At 62.1% G+C, this 15057-nt stretch carries 16 protein-coding genes; 13 read left to right on the top strand and 3 right to left on the bottom strand.

The genetic code is table 11. The annotated features are described in order from the left end of the window. Positions 1-16: 16 nt before the first annotated feature. The 13 genes from fleN (at position 17) to yegS (ending at position 12318) form a co-directional block, all read left to right on the top strand. Positions 17-850, top strand: coding sequence for a flagellar synthesis regulator FleN (gene fleN, locus J1G34_RS11555; protein ID WP_003192912.1), 834 nt, complete (start codon positions 17-19; stop codon positions 848-850). Further along, the gene (fliA, locus tag J1G34_RS11550; RefSeq protein ID WP_065884564.1) at positions 847-1587 is read left to right on the top strand and encodes an RNA polymerase sigma factor FliA; all 741 of its coding nucleotides are present in this window, start codon (positions 847-849) and stop codon (positions 1585-1587) included. The genes fleN and fliA overlap by 4 nt, the downstream gene beginning before the upstream one ends. A 167-nt stretch (positions 1588-1754) precedes the next feature. Beyond that, positions 1755-2129: a chemotaxis response regulator CheY gene (locus tag J1G34_RS11545; protein WP_015885173.1), complete on the top strand. Its 375-nt coding sequence runs from the start codon at positions 1755-1757 to the stop codon at positions 2127-2129. Positions 2130-2147: 18 nt separating this feature from the next. Beyond that, positions 2148-2936: a protein phosphatase CheZ gene (locus tag J1G34_RS11540; protein WP_065884565.1), complete on the top strand. Its 789-nt coding sequence runs from the start codon at positions 2148-2150 to the stop codon at positions 2934-2936. Between the two features lie 11 nt (positions 2937-2947). Continuing rightward, positions 2948-5203: a chemotaxis protein CheA gene (locus J1G34_RS11535; RefSeq protein ID WP_222994077.1), complete on the top strand. Its 2256-nt coding sequence runs from the start codon at positions 2948-2950 to the stop codon at positions 5201-5203. Positions 5204-5253: 50 nt separating this feature from the next. Beyond that, positions 5254-6387 (top strand): protein-glutamate methylesterase/protein-glutamine glutaminase, encoded by a 1134-nt coding sequence (locus J1G34_RS11530; RefSeq protein WP_222994075.1) that lies wholly within the window; start codon positions 5254-5256, stop codon positions 6385-6387. Then, positions 6387-7127 (top strand): flagellar motor protein, encoded by a 741-nt coding sequence (locus J1G34_RS11525; protein WP_065888351.1) that lies wholly within the window; start codon positions 6387-6389, stop codon positions 7125-7127. Before J1G34_RS11530 ends, J1G34_RS11525 begins: the two co-directional genes overlap by 1 nt. Before the next feature lie 142 nt (positions 7128-7269). Then, complete coding sequence (gene motD / locus J1G34_RS11520) at positions 7270-8157, top strand: flagellar motor protein MotD (RefSeq protein WP_065888352.1); 888 nt, start codon at positions 7270-7272, stop codon at positions 8155-8157. A gap of 50 nt (positions 8158-8207) precedes the next feature. Further along, positions 8208-8996: a ParA family protein gene (locus J1G34_RS11515; RefSeq protein WP_065888353.1), complete on the top strand. Its 789-nt coding sequence runs from the start codon at positions 8208-8210 to the stop codon at positions 8994-8996. Beyond that, complete coding sequence (locus J1G34_RS11510) at positions 8996-9787, top strand: CheW domain-containing protein (RefSeq protein WP_222994073.1); 792 nt, start codon at positions 8996-8998, stop codon at positions 9785-9787. The genes J1G34_RS11515 and J1G34_RS11510 overlap by 1 nt, the downstream gene beginning before the upstream one ends. Positions 9788-9865: 78 nt before the next feature. Beyond that, complete coding sequence (locus J1G34_RS11505) at positions 9866-10348, top strand: chemotaxis protein CheW (RefSeq protein WP_057721368.1); 483 nt, start codon at positions 9866-9868, stop codon at positions 10346-10348. Continuing rightward, positions 10349-10741, top strand: coding sequence for a DUF2802 domain-containing protein (locus J1G34_RS11500; RefSeq protein WP_065888355.1), 393 nt, complete (start codon positions 10349-10351; stop codon positions 10739-10741). A 656-nt stretch (positions 10742-11397) separates the two neighbouring features. Further along, complete coding sequence (gene yegS, locus J1G34_RS11495) at positions 11398-12318, top strand: lipid kinase YegS (protein ID WP_222994071.1); 921 nt, start codon at positions 11398-11400, stop codon at positions 12316-12318. Here yegS and J1G34_RS11490 read toward each other — a convergent pair. From J1G34_RS11490 to J1G34_RS11480, 3 genes are all read right to left on the bottom strand, one after another. Further along, positions 12277-12936, bottom strand: a complete 660-nt coding sequence (locus J1G34_RS11490) for a response regulator transcription factor (protein WP_065897702.1) — start codon at positions 12934-12936, stop codon at positions 12277-12279. The genes yegS and J1G34_RS11490 overlap by 42 nt on opposite strands. Then, entirely contained in the window at positions 12933-13826 is an 894-nt protein-coding gene (locus J1G34_RS11485) for a sensor histidine kinase (protein ID WP_122462205.1), read from the bottom strand. The genes J1G34_RS11490 and J1G34_RS11485 overlap by 4 nt, the downstream gene beginning before the upstream one ends. A gap of 326 nt (positions 13827-14152) precedes the next feature. Then, positions 14153-14602, bottom strand: a complete 450-nt coding sequence (locus tag J1G34_RS11480) for a hypothetical protein (RefSeq protein ID WP_176718055.1) — start codon at positions 14600-14602, stop codon at positions 14153-14155. Positions 14603-15057: the final 455 nt, after the last annotated feature.

Genomic DNA, 15057 nt, shown 5'->3' with positions numbered 1-15057 from the left:
AAGGTAAAGAAATAAAATGGGCAGCATGCATCCCGTACAGGTGATCGCGGTGACCGGCGGCAAAGGTGGCGTCGGCAAAACTAACGTGTCAGTGAATTTGTCCCTGGCCCTGGCAGAGCTTGGCCGTCGCGTCATGCTGCTGGATGCTGACCTGGGCCTGGCCAACGTGGACGTTCTGTTGGGGCTGACCCCCAAACACACGCTGGCCGATGTGATCGAAGGCCGCTGTGAGCTGCGCGACGTGCTGCTGCAGGGGCCCGGTGGGATCCGCATCGTGCCGGCCGCCTCCGGCACCCAGAGCATGGTGCACTTGAGTCCGGCGCAGCATGCCGGCCTGATCCAGGCCTTCAGCGATATCGGCGACAACCTTGACGTGCTGGTGATCGACACCGCCGCCGGGATCGGCGAGTCGGTGGTCAGCTTTGTCCGCGCAGCGCAAGAAGTACTGCTGGTGGTGTGCGACGAGCCCACCTCGATTACCGATGCCTACGCCCTGATCAAACTGCTCAACCGTGACTACGGCATGAACCGCTTTCGCGTGCTGGCCAACATGGCCCAGAGCCCGCAGGAAGGGCGCAACCTGTTCGCCAAGTTGACCAAGGTCACGGATCGTTTCCTCGATGTGGCTTTACAATACGTCGGCGCCGTTCCCTACGACGAGTGTGTGCGCAAGGCCGTGCAAAAGCAGCGTGCGGTCTACGAAGCGTTCCCTCGTTCGAAGTGCGCACTGGCATTCAAGGCCATTGCCCAGAAGGTCGATACCTGGCCGTTGCCTGCCAACCCTCGGGGGCATCTGGAGTTTTTCGTCGAGCGACTGGTGCATCAGACGAGCGCGGGACCTGTGCTATGACATCAAGCGGCTACAACCTTTACAAAAAGTCGGCACGTGACAGCCAGGGCGAATTGATCGAGCGCTATGCGCCCCTGGTCAAGCGCATTGCCTATCACCTGCTGGCGCGCCTGCCTGCCAGCGTGCAGGTTGAAGACCTGATCCAGGCCGGCATGATCGGCCTGCTCGAAGTGTCGACCAAATATGACGCGAGCAAGGGCGCGAGTTTCGAGACGTATGCGGGTATCCGTATCCGTGGCGCGATGCTCGATGAGGTGCGTAAAGGGGACTGGGCGCCGCGTTCGGTACACCGCAATACGCGCATGGTCAGTGACGCAATTCGCGCAATTGAAGCAAAAACCGGTCGTGACGCTAAAGATCATGAAGTTGCGGCCGAACTCCAATTGAGTCTCGACGATTATTACGGGATTTTGAACGATACCTTGGGCAGCCGCCTGTTCAGTTTCGACGACCTGTTACAGGACGGCGAACACGAAGGGCTGCACGAGGACGGCGCGAGTGCGCATATGGAACCGTCGCGCGATCTGGAAGATGAGCGTTTCCAGGGAGCATTGGCGGACGCCATTGCCAATCTGCCGGAGCGTGAGCGCCTGGTGCTGGCGCTGTACTACGACGAAGAGCTGAACCTCAAGGAAATCGGTGAGGTCCTGGGGGTCAGCGAATCGCGTGTCAGCCAGTTGCATAGCCAGTGCGCGGCCCGCTTGCGGGGGCGGTTGGGAGAGTGGCGCGCGCGCTGACAGGCAGTGTGGGGACACTGCAGATGCTACCGCGAAGGTTTCGGCCTTCGCGGATTCGCTCCGTGGTGCCCTGGGCAGTCCTTTTTGTGTAACGCCTGTTGATTGAAGTGGCGCGTCCAGGTGCTGGGCGCGTTTAAGACTGCTTGGAGGTCGAATTGGACAAGAACATGAAAATCCTCATCGTTGATGACTTCTCAACGATGCGGCGGATCATAAAAAACCTGTTGCGTGACCTTGGGTTCACTAACACGGTCGAGGCGGATGACGGCATTACGGCGATTCCGATCCTCAACAGCGGCAGCATCGACTTTCTGGTAACCGACTGGAACATGCCGGGCATGACCGGTATCGATTTGCTGCGCCATGTGCGCGCCGATGAAAAACTGCGCAGCCTGCCGGTGTTGATGGTGACCGCCGAAGCCAAGCGTGAACAGATCATCGAAGCCGCCCAAGCCGGGGTCAACGGTTACGTGGTCAAGCCATTCACAGCATTGGCCTTGAAAGAGAAGATCGAAAAAATCTTCGAACGCATCCACGGCTAATGCCATCGCGGGGGAGCTATGGAGCATAAAGAAACAACACTGGGCGACTTTGAGTCGACCCTGAAAAAGCATGCTCACCAGTTGGTCGACAGCCTGGAAAAAGGCCATTTCGCCGACGCGGTGCAGTTGATCCATGAGCTTAACCAGACCCGTGACCGCGGCCTGTACCAGGAAGTGGGCAAGCTCACACGCGAGCTGCACAGTGCGATCGTCAATTTCCAGATTGACCCGCGCATGCCCCAGGCCGAAGAAATTTCGCAGATCACCGATGCCACTGAACGCTTGTCCTATGTGGTCAGGCTGACCGAGGCGGCGGCCAACCGCACCATGGACCTGGTGGAAAACGCCACGCCCCTGGTCAACGGCATGGCCAGCGAAGCCCACGCCCTGAGCGTGGACTGGGGCCGCTTCATGCGCCGCGAAGTGGGGGCTGAAGAGTTCCGTGAGCTGGCGCGTCGCGTCGACGGTTTTCTGTCGCGCAGCGAGCAGGAAAACCGCACGGTGGCCAGCAACCTCAACGATATTCTGCTGGCCCAGGATTACCAGGACCTCACAGGCCAGGTGATCAAGCGGGTGACCCAACTGGTCACCGAAGTGGAAAGCAACCTGCTCAAACTGGTGCTCATGGCCGGTCAGGTCGACCGTTTTGCCGGCATCGAACATGACCGCGAAGCGATCCTCTCGGAAAAAGATCCACAAAAACATCTCGCCAAGGGTGAAGGTCCGCAGATTCATGCCGATAAACGTGAAGACGTCGTATCCGGTCAAGATGACGTAGACGATTTGCTGTCCAGTTTAGGCTTCTAAGGAGCACCCACATGAGCTTCGGCGCCGATGAAGAAATCCTTCAGGATTTCCTTGTAGAGGCCGGCGAAATTTTAGAGCAACTGTCCGAACAACTGGTCGAGCTGGAAAGCCGCCCGGATGATGCGAACCTGCTCAATGCAATTTTTCGCGGTTTTCACACTGTAAAAGGGGGCGCCGGCTTCCTCCAGCTCCATGAGCTGGTGGAGTGCTGCCACATCGCCGAGAACGTGTTCGACATCCTGCGCAAGGGTGAGCGCAAGGTTGACTCGGAATTGATGGACGTGATTCTCGAAGCACTGGATGCGGTCAACGGCATGTTCAGTGAAGTGCGCGAACGTGCGCCGATCACTGCCGCCACCCCGGAACTGCTGGCCGCCCTGGCGCGCCTGGCCGAACCGGCTGCCGAGGCGCCTGCGGTGCAAGCCGAGCCTGAGCCGGTGGCGCCAGCCGAGCCGGATGTGACCGACAGCGAATTCGAGCAACTGCTCGACTCGCTCAACGCAGTCAAGGCTCAAGCTGAAGCGCCGGTTGCGTCTGCGCCGGTCGCCACGCCGACCAGCGAAGACATTACCGACGCGGAATTCGAATCCCTGCTCGACCAGTTGCATGGCAAAGGCCAGTTCGCGGCGGATGCCGTGGCCCCGGCGCCGTCGGATGCTGCGCCCGCTACACCGGCAGCGCCGGCAGCCAATGCCAGCACCGACATTACCGACGACGAATTCGAGGCACTGCTCGACCAACTGCATGGCAAAGGCACATTTGCCGCTGAAGCCTTGCCGCAAGTCGCAGCCACCGCCGCCGCTCCAGCTGCTCCAGCTGCTCCAGCCGCCAAGGCTGAACCGGCTGAACCGGCCGGCGACGGGCTGATCTCCGACCACGAATTCGAAGCGTTGCTCGACGAGTTGCACGGCAAGGGCAAGTTCACCGAAGTGGCCCCGGCCGCCGCCGCTCCTGCAGCCGCAGCTGTCGCGACGCCCGCACCGGTTGCCGCCAAAGCCGCGGCGCCGGCGGCTGCCAAGCCCGCGCCAGCAGCGGCTGCGGCGCCAGCCCCGGCGCGTGCTGCCCCGGCGCCGGTCGCGGACAAACCTGCCAGTGAAGCCGAAACCACCGTGCGCGTGGACACCGCGCGCCTGGACGACATCATGAACATGGTCGGCGAACTGGTACTGGTGCGTAACCGCCTGGTGCGCCTGGGTCTGAACAGTGGCGACGAAGCCATGCAGAAGGCCGTGTCGAACCTCGACGTGGTCACCGCCGATCTGCAGACCGCCGTGATGAAAACGCGGATGCAGCCGATCAAGAAAGTCTTCGGCCGCTTCCCGCGCCTGGTTCGCGACCTGGCGCGCCAGCTCAAGAAAGAAATCACCCTGGAACTGGTGGGCGAAGAAACCGACCTCGACAAGAACCTTGTCGAGGCCCTGGCCGACCCGCTGGTCCACTTGGTGCGCAACGCCGTCGACCACGGCGTGGAAACCCCGGAAGAACGCGAAGCCTCGGGCAAGTCACGCAACGGCAAGGTGATCCTGGCGGCGGAGCAGGAGGGCGACCACATCCTGCTGTCGATTACCGATGACGGCAAAGGCATGGACCCGACCATCTTGCGCAATATCGCCGTCAAGCGCGGTGTGATGGACAAGGACGCCGCCGACCGCCTGACCGACACCGAGTGCTACAACCTGATCTTCGCGCCGGGTTTCTCGACCAAGACCGAGATTTCCGACGTGTCCGGGCGTGGCGTCGGCATGGACGTGGTGAAGACCAAGATCAGCCAGCTCAACGGCTCGATCAATATCTACTCGACCAAGGGCCAGGGCTCCAAGATCGTCATCAAGGTGCCGTTGACCCTGGCGATCATGCCGACCCTGATGGTGATGCTGGGCAACCAGGCGTTTGCCTTCCCGCTGGTCAACGTCAACGAGATCTTCCACCTCGACCTGTCGCGCACCAACGTGGTGGACGGCCAGGAAGTGGTGATCGTGCGCGACAAGGCCTTGCCGCTGTTCTACCTCAAGCGTTGGCTGGTGGCGTCGGCCAAGCATGAAGAGCAGCGCGAGGGCCATGTGGTGATTCTGTCGGTGGGCACCCAGCGCATCGGCTTTGTGGTCGATCAACTGGTGGGCCAGGAAGAAGTGGTGATCAAGCCTTTGGGCAAGATGCTGCAGGGCACCCCGGGCATGTCGGGTGCCACCATCACCGGTGACGGTCGCATCGCGCTGATTCTCGATGTTCCGAGCATGCTCAAGCGTTACGCCGCACGGCGTATTTGATTCTGGCGGGGCAGGGCGCGCGAGTGCCCGCCCCGTCTAACGGAGTGTTTATGGCAGTCAAGGTCCTGGTGGTGGACGATTCGGGTTTCTTCCGCCGCCGCGTCTCGGAGATTCTTTCCGCCGATCCAACGATCCAGGTAGTCGGCACGGCCACCAACGGCAAAGAGGCGATCGAACAAGCCATTGCGTTGAAGCCGGACGTGATCACCATGGACTACGAAATGCCGATGATGGATGGCATCACGGCCGTGCGTCATATCATGCAACGTTGCCCGACACCGGTGTTGATGTTCTCCTCGCTGACCCACGAAGGCGCCCGGGTGACCCTGGATGCGCTGGATGCCGGCGCGGTGGATTTCCTGCCCAAGAATTTCGAAGACATCTCGCGCAACCCCGAGAAGGTCAAGCAGATGCTGTGCGAGAAAGTGCACAGCATTTCGCGCAGTAACCGCCGCAGCCTGTTCAGCGCGCCAGCCCCTGCACCGACGCCTGCACCCGCAGCCGCGCCGGCGTCGTCGTTCAACCGCTCCGCGCCTGCGCCGGCACCGGCAGCGCGTCCCGCGCCGGCAGCCCCCAGTCGTGCCACGGCACCGAGCGCCCATTCGCCCGCGCCCAAGCGCAAGGCCTACAAGCTGGTCGCCATCGGTACGTCCACCGGCGGGCCGGTGGCCTTGCAGCGTGTATTGACCCAACTGCCGGCCAACTTCCCCGCGCCGATCGTGCTGGTGCAGCACATGCCCGCCGCCTTCACCAAGGCCTTCGCCGAGCGTCTGGACAAGCTGTGCCGCATCAGCGTCAAGGAAGCCGAGGACGGTGACATCCTGCGCCCCGGCCTGGCGCTGCTGGCGCCGGGCGGCAAGCAGATGATGGTGGACGGCCGTGGCGCGATCAAGATCCTGCCGGGCGACGAGCGCCTGAACTACAAGCCGTGCGTGGACATCACCTTCGGTTCGGCGGCCAAGTCCTATGGCGACAAAGTTCTGGCGGTGGTGCTCACCGGCATGGGCGCCGACGGCCGTGAAGGCGCGCGCCTGCTCAAGCAGGGCGGCAGCGCCATCTGGGCCCAGGACGAAGCCAGTTGTGTGATCTATGGCATGCCCATGGCCATCGTCAAGGCCGACCTGGCTGACGCGGTCTACAGCCTGGACGACATCGGCAAGCATCTGGTGGAGGCCTGCCTCTGATGGATGTCTTGAGCCTGATCGGCATCACCCTGGCGTTTGTCGCCATCATCGGCGGCAACTACCTGGAGGGCGGCCACCTCGGCGCCCTGGCCAACGGCCCGGCGGCGCTGATCGTGATCGGCGGCACCGTGGGCGCTGCGTTGCTGCAGTCGCCGCTGAGCTCGTTCAAGCGCGCCATGCAGATTCTGATCTGGATCATTTTTCCGCCACGGGTCGACATGGCAGGCGGCATCGACCGTGTGGTCAACTGGAGCCTCACCGCCCGCAAGGAAGGCTTGCTGGGCCTGGAAGGCGTGGCCGATGCCGAGCCCGACAGCTATGCACGCAAGGGCCTGCAGCTGCTGGTCGACGGCGCCGAACCGGAAGCGATCCGCAGCATCCTCGAGGTGGATTTCTACACCCAGGAAAGCCGCGATATCAATGCGGCCAAAGTGTTTGAAAGCATGGGCGGCTACGCGCCGACCATCGGCATCATCGGCGCGGTGATGGGCCTGATCCACGTGATGGGCAACCTGGCTGACCCTTCGCAACTGGGCAGCGGCATTGCCGTGGCGTTTGTTGCCACCATCTATGGCGTGGCCAGCGCCAACCTGGTGCTGCTGCCGGTGGCAAGCAAGCTCAAGTCGATTGCCATGCGCCAGTCCCGCTACCGCGAAATGCTGCTCGAAGGCATCCTGTCGATTGCCGAGGGCGAAAACCCGCGCTCCATCGAACTGAAGCTCCAGGGCTTCTCGGATTGATGGGTATGAACACTGTAGGAGCGAGCTTGCTCGCGAAAATCGTCAACGATAACGCGGGTATCCTGGATAAACGCGTTGCTCTCGGGTTTTTCGCGAGCAAGCTCGCTCCTACAGGTGATTCGGTGTGTGGAGGGGAGCGCCTGTGAGCCGCCGCCGTCGCGAGCCTGAAGAGCACGTCAACCATGAACGCTGGCTGGTGTCCTACGCGGACTTCATCACCTTGCTGTTTGCGTTTTTCGTGGTGATGTACTCGATCTCGTCGATCAACGAAGGCAAGTACAAGATCATTTCCCAGGCATTGGTCGGGGTGTTCAACGATTCCGAGCGCGCGCTCAAGCCGATTCCCATTGGCGAAGAACGGCCCAAGACGGTGACGCCGGCCAAGCCACTGGTCAACGACAGCGATGAAACCGCCGCAGGCATCGGCGGCACCAGCGACCCGCTCAAAAGCATCGCCGACGATATCAGCGCCGCGTTCGGTGACCTGATCAAGTCCAATCAGATGACCGTGCGCGGCAATGAGTTGTGGGTGGAGATCGAGCTCAATTCCAGCCTGTTGTTCGCCAGCGCCGATGCGTTGCCGAGCGACCAGGCCTTCACCATCATCGACAAGGTGGCGGCGATCCTCAGGCCGTTTGAAAACCCGATTCACGTCGAAGGCTTTACCGACAATGTGCCGATCAGCACCGCGCAGTACCCGACCAACTGGGAACTGTCCTCGGCGCGCGCGGCGAGTATCGTGCGCATGCTCGCGATGCAGGGGGTAAACCCCCAGCGCCTGGCGTCGGTGGGCTACGGTGAATTCCAGCCGGTGGCCAATAACGCCACGGCCGAAGGCCGCGGGCGCAACCGGCGCGTGGTGCTGGTGGTGTCACGTAACCTGGATGTACGCCGCAGCCTGACCGGCACCGGCACGGCAAATGCAACACCGGATGCGGCATTGCGGCGCGCTGGCACACAAACTGCACCGGCCCCTGCAAAACCGCCGGTGCGGACAAGCTCCGTCAATTCTCCGTCACCGGCTCAATAACCTATGCAATGTCTCGGTCGCGCCTGTGCCCACCGGGAGGAATCAACCGAATGAGAGTCTGGGCAGTTGCCAATCAAAAGGGTGGAGTCGGCAAGACCACCACTTCCATCGCTTTAGCCGGCTTGCTGGCCGAGGCGGGCAAGCGCGTGGTCGTGGTCGACCTCGACCCCCACGGCTCCATGACCAGCTATTTCGGCTACGACCCGGATGCGCTGGAACACAGTTGCTACGACCTGTTCCTGCACAAGGGCAGCGTGCCGAGCGACTTGCCCCGGCAACTGCTGCTGCCCACCAGCAGTGACAGTATTTCGCTGTTGCCGTCCAGCACCGCCCTGGCCACCCTTGAACGCCAGTCGCCGGGCCAGAGCGGCCTGGGCCTGGTGATCGCCAAGACCCTGGCGCAACTGTGGCAGGACTTCGATTACGCGATCATCGACAGCCCGCCCTTGCTCGGCGTGCTGATGGTCAATGCCTTGGCGGCCAGCCAGCAACTGGTCATCCCGGTACAGACCGAGCACCTGGCCGTCAAAGGCCTGGAGCGCATGGTCAGCACCCTGGCGATGATCAACCGTTCGCGCAAACAGGCGCTGCCGTACAGCATCGTGCCGACCTTGTTCGACCGGCGTACCCAGGCGTCCCTCGGCACCCTGCGGGTGCTGCGCGATGGCTACCCGGACAGCATCTGGAACGGCTACATCCCGGTGGACACGCGCCTGCGCGACGCCAGCCGCGCGGGGCTTACGCCGTCGCAGTTCGACGGCAAGAGCCGTGGCGTACTGGCGTATCGGGCGTTGCTCAAGCACCTGCTGTCCCAGCAACTTGTGGCGCAGGTGGCGTGATGAATCGTCCCGTCCAATACAAGACCCGGCCGCAACTGGCACTGGAATCCTACCTGGATGCCTTGCTGCAGGACGCGACCGCCGAAGAACTGCCGGAACCGATCCTGGTGCCGGAGCCGATCATTGAGGTCGAAGCGGCGCTGGATGAGTTCCAGTTGGCGGTGCTCGAGGAGCAGGCCCGCGACGCCCGGGTCGAGGCGCTGCCCGTGGTGCTGCCGATCACGCCTGAGGGGGTGGCGCCGGTGGTGGTCGAGCCCATCGTGCAAGTGCACCTGCCGCCGAGCATCACGCCGCCGCCGGTGACCGCTGACGGTCGCCCGTCCTGGGCCGCCGAGCCGTTCGAATGCCTGTTGTTCGATGTGGCCGGCTTGACCCTGGCGGTGCCGCTGGTGTGCCTGGGCTCGATCTATTCCCTGGAAGGCCAGGAGCTGACGCCACTGTTCGGGCAGCCGGAGTGGTTTCTCGGCATCCTGCCCAGCCAGGCCGGCAATCTCAAGGTGCTGGACACGGCGCGCTGGGTGATGCCCGACCGCTACCGTGACGATTTTCAACAGGGCCTGCAGTACGTGATCTCCGTGCAGGGTTACGAGTGGGGGCTGGCGGTGCATCAAGTCAGCCGCTCGTTGCGCCTGGACCCGAACGAAATCAAATGGCGCAGCCACCGTGGCCAACGGCCGTGGTTGGCGGGCACCGTGATCGAACACATGTGCGCATTGCTCGACGTCGCCGAACTGGCCGAGTTGATCGCCAGTGGCGCAGTCAAGACGATGGCGCAGAACAAACGCAGTTGATTGGACAATAAAGGTCGTGCGGTTGCGCGGCCCATTAGCACACACGCCGTCGATAGCGGCATTTGAGGGGTCAGAAAGATGAACAAGTCAGCGTCCGCACAAGGTTTGGATGATCCGATCCTGCAATGGGTGACCTTCAAACTGGACAACGAGTCCTACGGCATTAACGTGATGCGCGTGCAGGAAGTGCTGCGCTACACCGAGATCGCCCCGGTACCGGGTGCGCCGAGCTACGTGCTGGGCATCATCAACCTGCGCGGCAACGTGGTGACGGTGATCGACACCCGCCAGCGCTTCGGCCTGGCACCGACCGATGTCAACGACAACACGCGCATCGTCATCATCGAAGCCGACAAGCAAGTGGTCGGGATCATGGTCGACAGCGTCGCCGAAGTGGTCTACCTGCGCCAATCGGAAGTGGAAACCGCGCCGAACGTGGGCAACGAAGAATCCGCCAAGTTTATCCAGGGCGTGTGCAACAAGAACAACGAGCTGTTGATTCTGGTTGAGCTGGACAAAATGATGAGCGAAGAAGAGTGGTCGGAACTGGAGAGCATCTGATTGTTCCTTGAGGCGGCGGTGATTGTCCTGGCCCTGTTGTGGGCCGGGACCTTGGCATTCCTGCTGCGCTACATGCGCCAGCAACGCGAGTCGGTCCTGCAACAGGCCGAGCGCGATGCGGTGCGTGACCGGCGCATTCTGGAGCTGGTCAAACGCGTCGATCATTTCCAGCAGACTGCGGTGCGGGTAGGCGATGAGGTGCATGAACTGCGCGCGATTCTCGGGCCGTTGCCGGACAAGCTGGTGCAGTTGGAACAACGCGATCCTGCCAACCTGTCGTTCGCCCAGGCGGCCAAGCTGGTGGGCATGGGCGCGACGGTGGACGAACTGACCCAGTCGTGCGGCCTGACCCATGCCGAAGCGCAGTTGATGAGCAAGTTGCACAAGAGCTGATTCGGGCTGGCTTGCTGGGTTTAATGTGGGAGGGGGCAAGCCTGTGGCGATCTGGCGGCTGTCCTCGATCCAGTGTGGGAGGGGGCTTGCCCCCGATGGCGGTTTGTCTGCTGAACACTGGCTGGCTGACACACCGCTATCGGGGCATAGGTATCTACCCAACTCAGCAGCGGCCAACCGTAACCACGATGCGAAGCGAGTCGCTCTTGATCTTGATCTGCTTGTGATCTTAGGCGCCCCGTTAAACCACGCTGGCCGAACGCAGGCTTGAATCCGTGGGCAACCCGGCAGGACGCCGGGTTAGCCGCACTGGGCCATGGATGGCCCATTGCGGCGGCCCACGGATTCAAGCCTGCGTTCGGGCACACCGAGCCTAGGCGAGGTGCCGAGTGGTGGGGCAAGAGCCCTTTGGTTACTTTGGGGCTTTTCCAAAGTGACCCGCCGTCAGGGCGGAACCCTAAGCAGCCGTTACCGCAGAAACGGATATGTACTCGTTCCAATCCAACATCCCGGACAGCCCAGAGGCCGCCATCGCGGGCAAGCCCCCTCCCACATGTCGATTGCCATACATCAATCAATTTTCTTGAGCCACAGACTTTTCCCCGTCCCCAAGGGTCAACATCCTGCAAGCACCTTGACCCAGGAGATACCCCTAAATGACCACACCCAAAGCCCTGTTGATCCTCCACGGCAAACAAGCCCTCAACGAGGACGTGCGTGCGGCTGTGCTCGCCCGTCGTGAGCAGGGCTGGGAGCTGGCGGTGCGGGTGACGTGGGAGGGCGGCGATGCGCTGCGCCTGGTCAACGAGGCATTGGAAAACGGCTATACCCATATTATCGCCGGCGGTGGCGACGGCACCTTGCGCGATGTCGCCGAAGCGATGGCGCAAGCCGGCACCGACGCCAGCCTGGTGTTGATGCCCCTGGGCACCGCCAACGACTTCGCCAAGGCCGCCGGCGTGCCGCTGGAGCGGGCCGGCGCCCTCGCGTTGCTGGATGTCGAGCCAAGGGCAATCGACCTCGGCCAGGTCGGCGGGCAGATCTTCCTCAACATGGCCACCGGCGGCTTCGGCAGCCAGGTCACCGCCAACACGTCCGAAGACCTGAAGAAAGTCCTCGGGGGTGCCGCCTACCTGTTCACCGGGTTGTCGCGCTTCAGTGAATTGAAGGCCGCCTATGCTGAGCTGGAAGGCCCCGATTTCCAGTGGAAAGGCGAGTTGCTCGCGCTGGGCATCGGCAACGGTCGCCAGGCCGGCGGCGGGCATGTGCTGTGCCCCGATGCGCTGGCCGATGACGGGTTGCTGGACGTCAGCATCCTGCCGGCACCCCAGGAGGTGGTCGGCACCCTGCGCGAACTGATGAGCAATGGCTGGGGCCTGGACACCATGTTCGTGCGCGCCCGCCTGCCGTGGGTCAATATCAAGGGCGCGCAGGGCTTGTACATCAACCTCGATGGCGAGCCGCTGGAAGGCGACGACCTGCATTTCGAAGCGGTGCCCAAGGCCCTGCGCGTACACCTGCCGCTGGGTTCGCCCCTAATCGTCCAGGCTGATGATCTGCTCGCGCACCGCGAATAACACCAGGCCCGCCACGTCGAAAATCTGCAGGCGCTTCATGATCTGCGAGCGATGCGCTTCCACGGTCTTGATGCTCAGGCCCAGTCCGTGGGCGATTTCCCGGGTGGACTTGCCACGCACGATCAAGCGCAGGATTTCCAGCTGTCGCGCCGTCAGGTTGTGGCTGTGGGGCACGGGCGAGGCCGCGCCCTGGCTGCGGATCAGCGCCTGGTTGATCACCGTGTGGGCGATGGCCGGGCTCAGGTAACGCTCGTTGTTGCGCAAGGCCCGCAGGGCGTGTTCCAGCTCGTTGCCGGTCATGTCTTTGAGCAGGTAGCCGTGAGCGCCCGACTCCAGCGCGCGCATGATCAAGTCGGGCTCGGTGTGCATCGACAGGATCAGCACCTTGCTCTTGGGGTAGGCCGCCTTGAGTTGCTGCAGGGCGTCGAGGCCGCCGGTGTGTTTCATCGACAGGTCCAGCAGCACGATATCCGGCTGCAGGGCGCGAAACTGCTCGAGCAATTGCGCGCCGTCGCTGGCTTCGCCGATCACGTTGTAGCCGGGAATATCCAGGATCAGCGCGCGAACGCCGGCGCGGATCAGCGCGTGGTCATCCACCAGGAGCAGGTTGCAGGTCACCGGGCAACCTCAGGGGCGCCGGCCCGTTCGAGGGCGCGAGGCGCCCAGGGGAACAACGCGTCGATCCGCGTACCTTTGCCTGGCTCGCTGCTGACGGACAAGGTGCCTCCCAGTTGGTCCATCCGCTCGTACATGCCGGCCATGCCGCGCTGGCCTTCGCGGCCTGGGTCGGTGGCGGGCGAAAAGCCCAGGCCGTCATCGCAGATCATCAGCGACAGGCCTTCGGGCAGGCGTTGCAGGCGCACCCGCAGGTTGTGCGCCTGAGCGTGACGGAGCATGTTGGTCACCGCTTCCTGGGTGATACGAAACGCCGCCACGGCCATTTCTTCAGGAATACCCGCCAGCCGTTGCGGGCATTCCAGGCTCCAGCACACCTGGGTTTTCCCCAGGGTCTTGAGCAGGTGCGCGCGCAAGCTCGCTTCCAGGCCCAGGCTGGCCAACTGGCGCGGGTTGAGGATGGCGGACACGTCGCGCACCTTGGCCAGGGTTTCATTGAGGGTATTGCACAGCGCCGTGCATTGATCCTGCAGCTCCGGCGGCAGGCGACGCTGCAGCCATTCGGTTTGCAGCTTGGCGGCGGTCAGCAGTTGGCCGATGTCGTCGTGCAGCTCGCGGCTGAGGCGATGGCGTTCGTTTTCCTGGACCTGCAACAGGCGGTCGGCCAATTCCTGGGGCTGGAACTTGATCGATTTGCGCGAACGCCATTGGTGCAGGCCCACCACCGCCAGCGTGGCCAGGTTGAGCAGCAGGATCAATAGCGACAAGGGCGATGCGTGTACGTACGCCCATGCGCTGGCAGACAGCGAACACAGGCACAGCGCGAGGACGATACGGCGTGCAGTGCTGCGCGACACAGACCTGGAAAAAAGTGGCTTTAGCTTGGCGTACATACGAATGAAGCCACTGAGGGTTCGCTGCGGGGAGACCGGTTGGCCGGGCTCTGTTTGGAATACGCTGCCGAGTCGTGTTTAAACATGATGAAGTTGAGTCACTTCGAGTGGCGCCATAGTACCACCCCTGTTACCGTTGGTCGCCTGATTGGTTTATGGCCCGCGCAAATACTCTGGAGAGTATTCCCAGCGTTAAACAGTGAAGTTGTATTAATACAGTTGGTTTGTATCGTTATTGCATGGATGGCTAATGGATATTTACGCCTGTTTTGCCATCATCGGTCGTTTTTGGATAGGTGGATTATCAAATACGACCTGCATAAGGCTCAAGTCCCGTGATGCAAGCGTGGCTGCGGCGCGTGACTGAACTCCTTTTGCGGAATCTGCAAGGTCGCCAGCGCGATCAAGGCGGTTTGCTCACTCTCGTCCAGGGGCAGTTCACCGGTGCGTGTGTCGATCAGCTCCAGTTGCCAGGCCAGCAGCGTCAGGCAGTCATGCAACGCATCCAATGCCTGGTCGTGCAATTGCAGGGGGGTGCGGGCGTTGGCAATGAGCGCCAGAAGGCGCCGCGAGAAATCGCTGATCGCTTGCAGTGCCAGGTTGTCGGCCTTTTCAGCCAGTTTGGCCAGGCTGGTTTTCATGCAGTCGATGGCGTCACTGTCGTCACGGATCAAATGCAGATGGCTCAAGCACTCCTGGGACTTGATCAGCAGCATCTCGGCCTCCCGCAGAAACTCGGGAAGTGCCGTTTGCCATTCGTTCGCGCTATTCATCATGCATGTCTCCGCAACTCAAGCTCGGGTGATGAGATGTCGCACCGGGTGAATGGCTTAAACTAGCGCTGAAATAGGATTGGGTCTTGTAGGTAGCTTCCGAAATGCCTGTAGGAGCTTTATTGAAATGCTCGCGAAAGTCGTGCGTAACCCCGGCTGAGCGGGATGCCACAACTTCAGTTGCCGATACGTGAGTGCCTGGAAGGCCGGCGGGCCCAGGGCTTGGGATGGCAAACAAAAGCGTGACTCCATTCATGCAATGAGAATGGCGTCACATTAATGGCTATTAGATATCGCGAATATCAGGTCAGGCCTGATTGCGCATAGGGGAATCCCCTACGCAGTGGAACCGCACGTCGATTCGAATGTCCCGCGCCGCCGCGATACAGCGCTATGGGGGGTGAATGCAGTAAAGCATGATGTCAGTGTGACATCAATGCATTTACATGGCATTTTAC

Source organism: Pseudomonas sp. Wu6, from assembly GCF_019891515.1.
Lineage (GTDB): Bacteria > Pseudomonadota > Gammaproteobacteria > Pseudomonadales > Pseudomonadaceae > Aquipseudomonas > Aquipseudomonas orientalis_A.
The sequence above is the reverse complement of the archived record's forward strand: the minus strand, read 5'-3'. Positions and strand labels throughout refer to the sequence as shown.

Excerpts from the sequence above, each read along its gene's own strand:
- fleN (WP_003192912.1), top strand. The coding sequence starts at position 17 with ATGGGCAGCATGCATCCCGTACAGGTGATCGCGGTGACCGGCGGCAAA.
- fliA (WP_065884564.1), top strand. The coding sequence starts at position 847 with ATGACATCAAGCGGCTACAACCTTTACAAAAAGTCGGCACGTGACAGC.
- J1G34_RS11545 (WP_015885173.1), top strand. The coding sequence starts at position 1,755 with ATGAAAATCCTCATCGTTGATGACTTCTCAACGATGCGGCGGATCATA.
- J1G34_RS11540 (WP_065884565.1), top strand. The coding sequence starts at position 2,148 with ATGGAGCATAAAGAAACAACACTGGGCGACTTTGAGTCGACCCTGAAA.
- J1G34_RS11535 (WP_222994077.1), top strand. The coding sequence starts at position 2,948 with ATGAGCTTCGGCGCCGATGAAGAAATCCTTCAGGATTTCCTTGTAGAG.
- J1G34_RS11530 (WP_222994075.1), top strand. The coding sequence starts at position 5,254 with ATGGCAGTCAAGGTCCTGGTGGTGGACGATTCGGGTTTCTTCCGCCGC.
- J1G34_RS11525 (WP_065888351.1), top strand. The coding sequence starts at position 6,387 with ATGGATGTCTTGAGCCTGATCGGCATCACCCTGGCGTTTGTCGCCATC.
- J1G34_RS11515 (WP_065888353.1), top strand. The coding sequence starts at position 8,208 with ATGAGAGTCTGGGCAGTTGCCAATCAAAAGGGTGGAGTCGGCAAGACC.
- J1G34_RS11510 (WP_222994073.1), top strand. The coding sequence starts at position 8,996 with ATGAATCGTCCCGTCCAATACAAGACCCGGCCGCAACTGGCACTGGAA.
- J1G34_RS11505 (WP_057721368.1), top strand. The coding sequence starts at position 9,866 with ATGAACAAGTCAGCGTCCGCACAAGGTTTGGATGATCCGATCCTGCAA.
- yegS (WP_222994071.1), top strand. The coding sequence starts at position 11,398 with ATGACCACACCCAAAGCCCTGTTGATCCTCCACGGCAAACAAGCCCTC.
- J1G34_RS11485 (WP_122462205.1), bottom strand. The coding sequence starts at position 13,826 with ATGTACGCCAAGCTAAAGCCACTTTTTTCCAGGTCTGTGTCGCGCAGC.
- J1G34_RS11480 (WP_176718055.1), bottom strand. The coding sequence starts at position 14,602 with ATGATGAATAGCGCGAACGAATGGCAAACGGCACTTCCCGAGTTTCTG.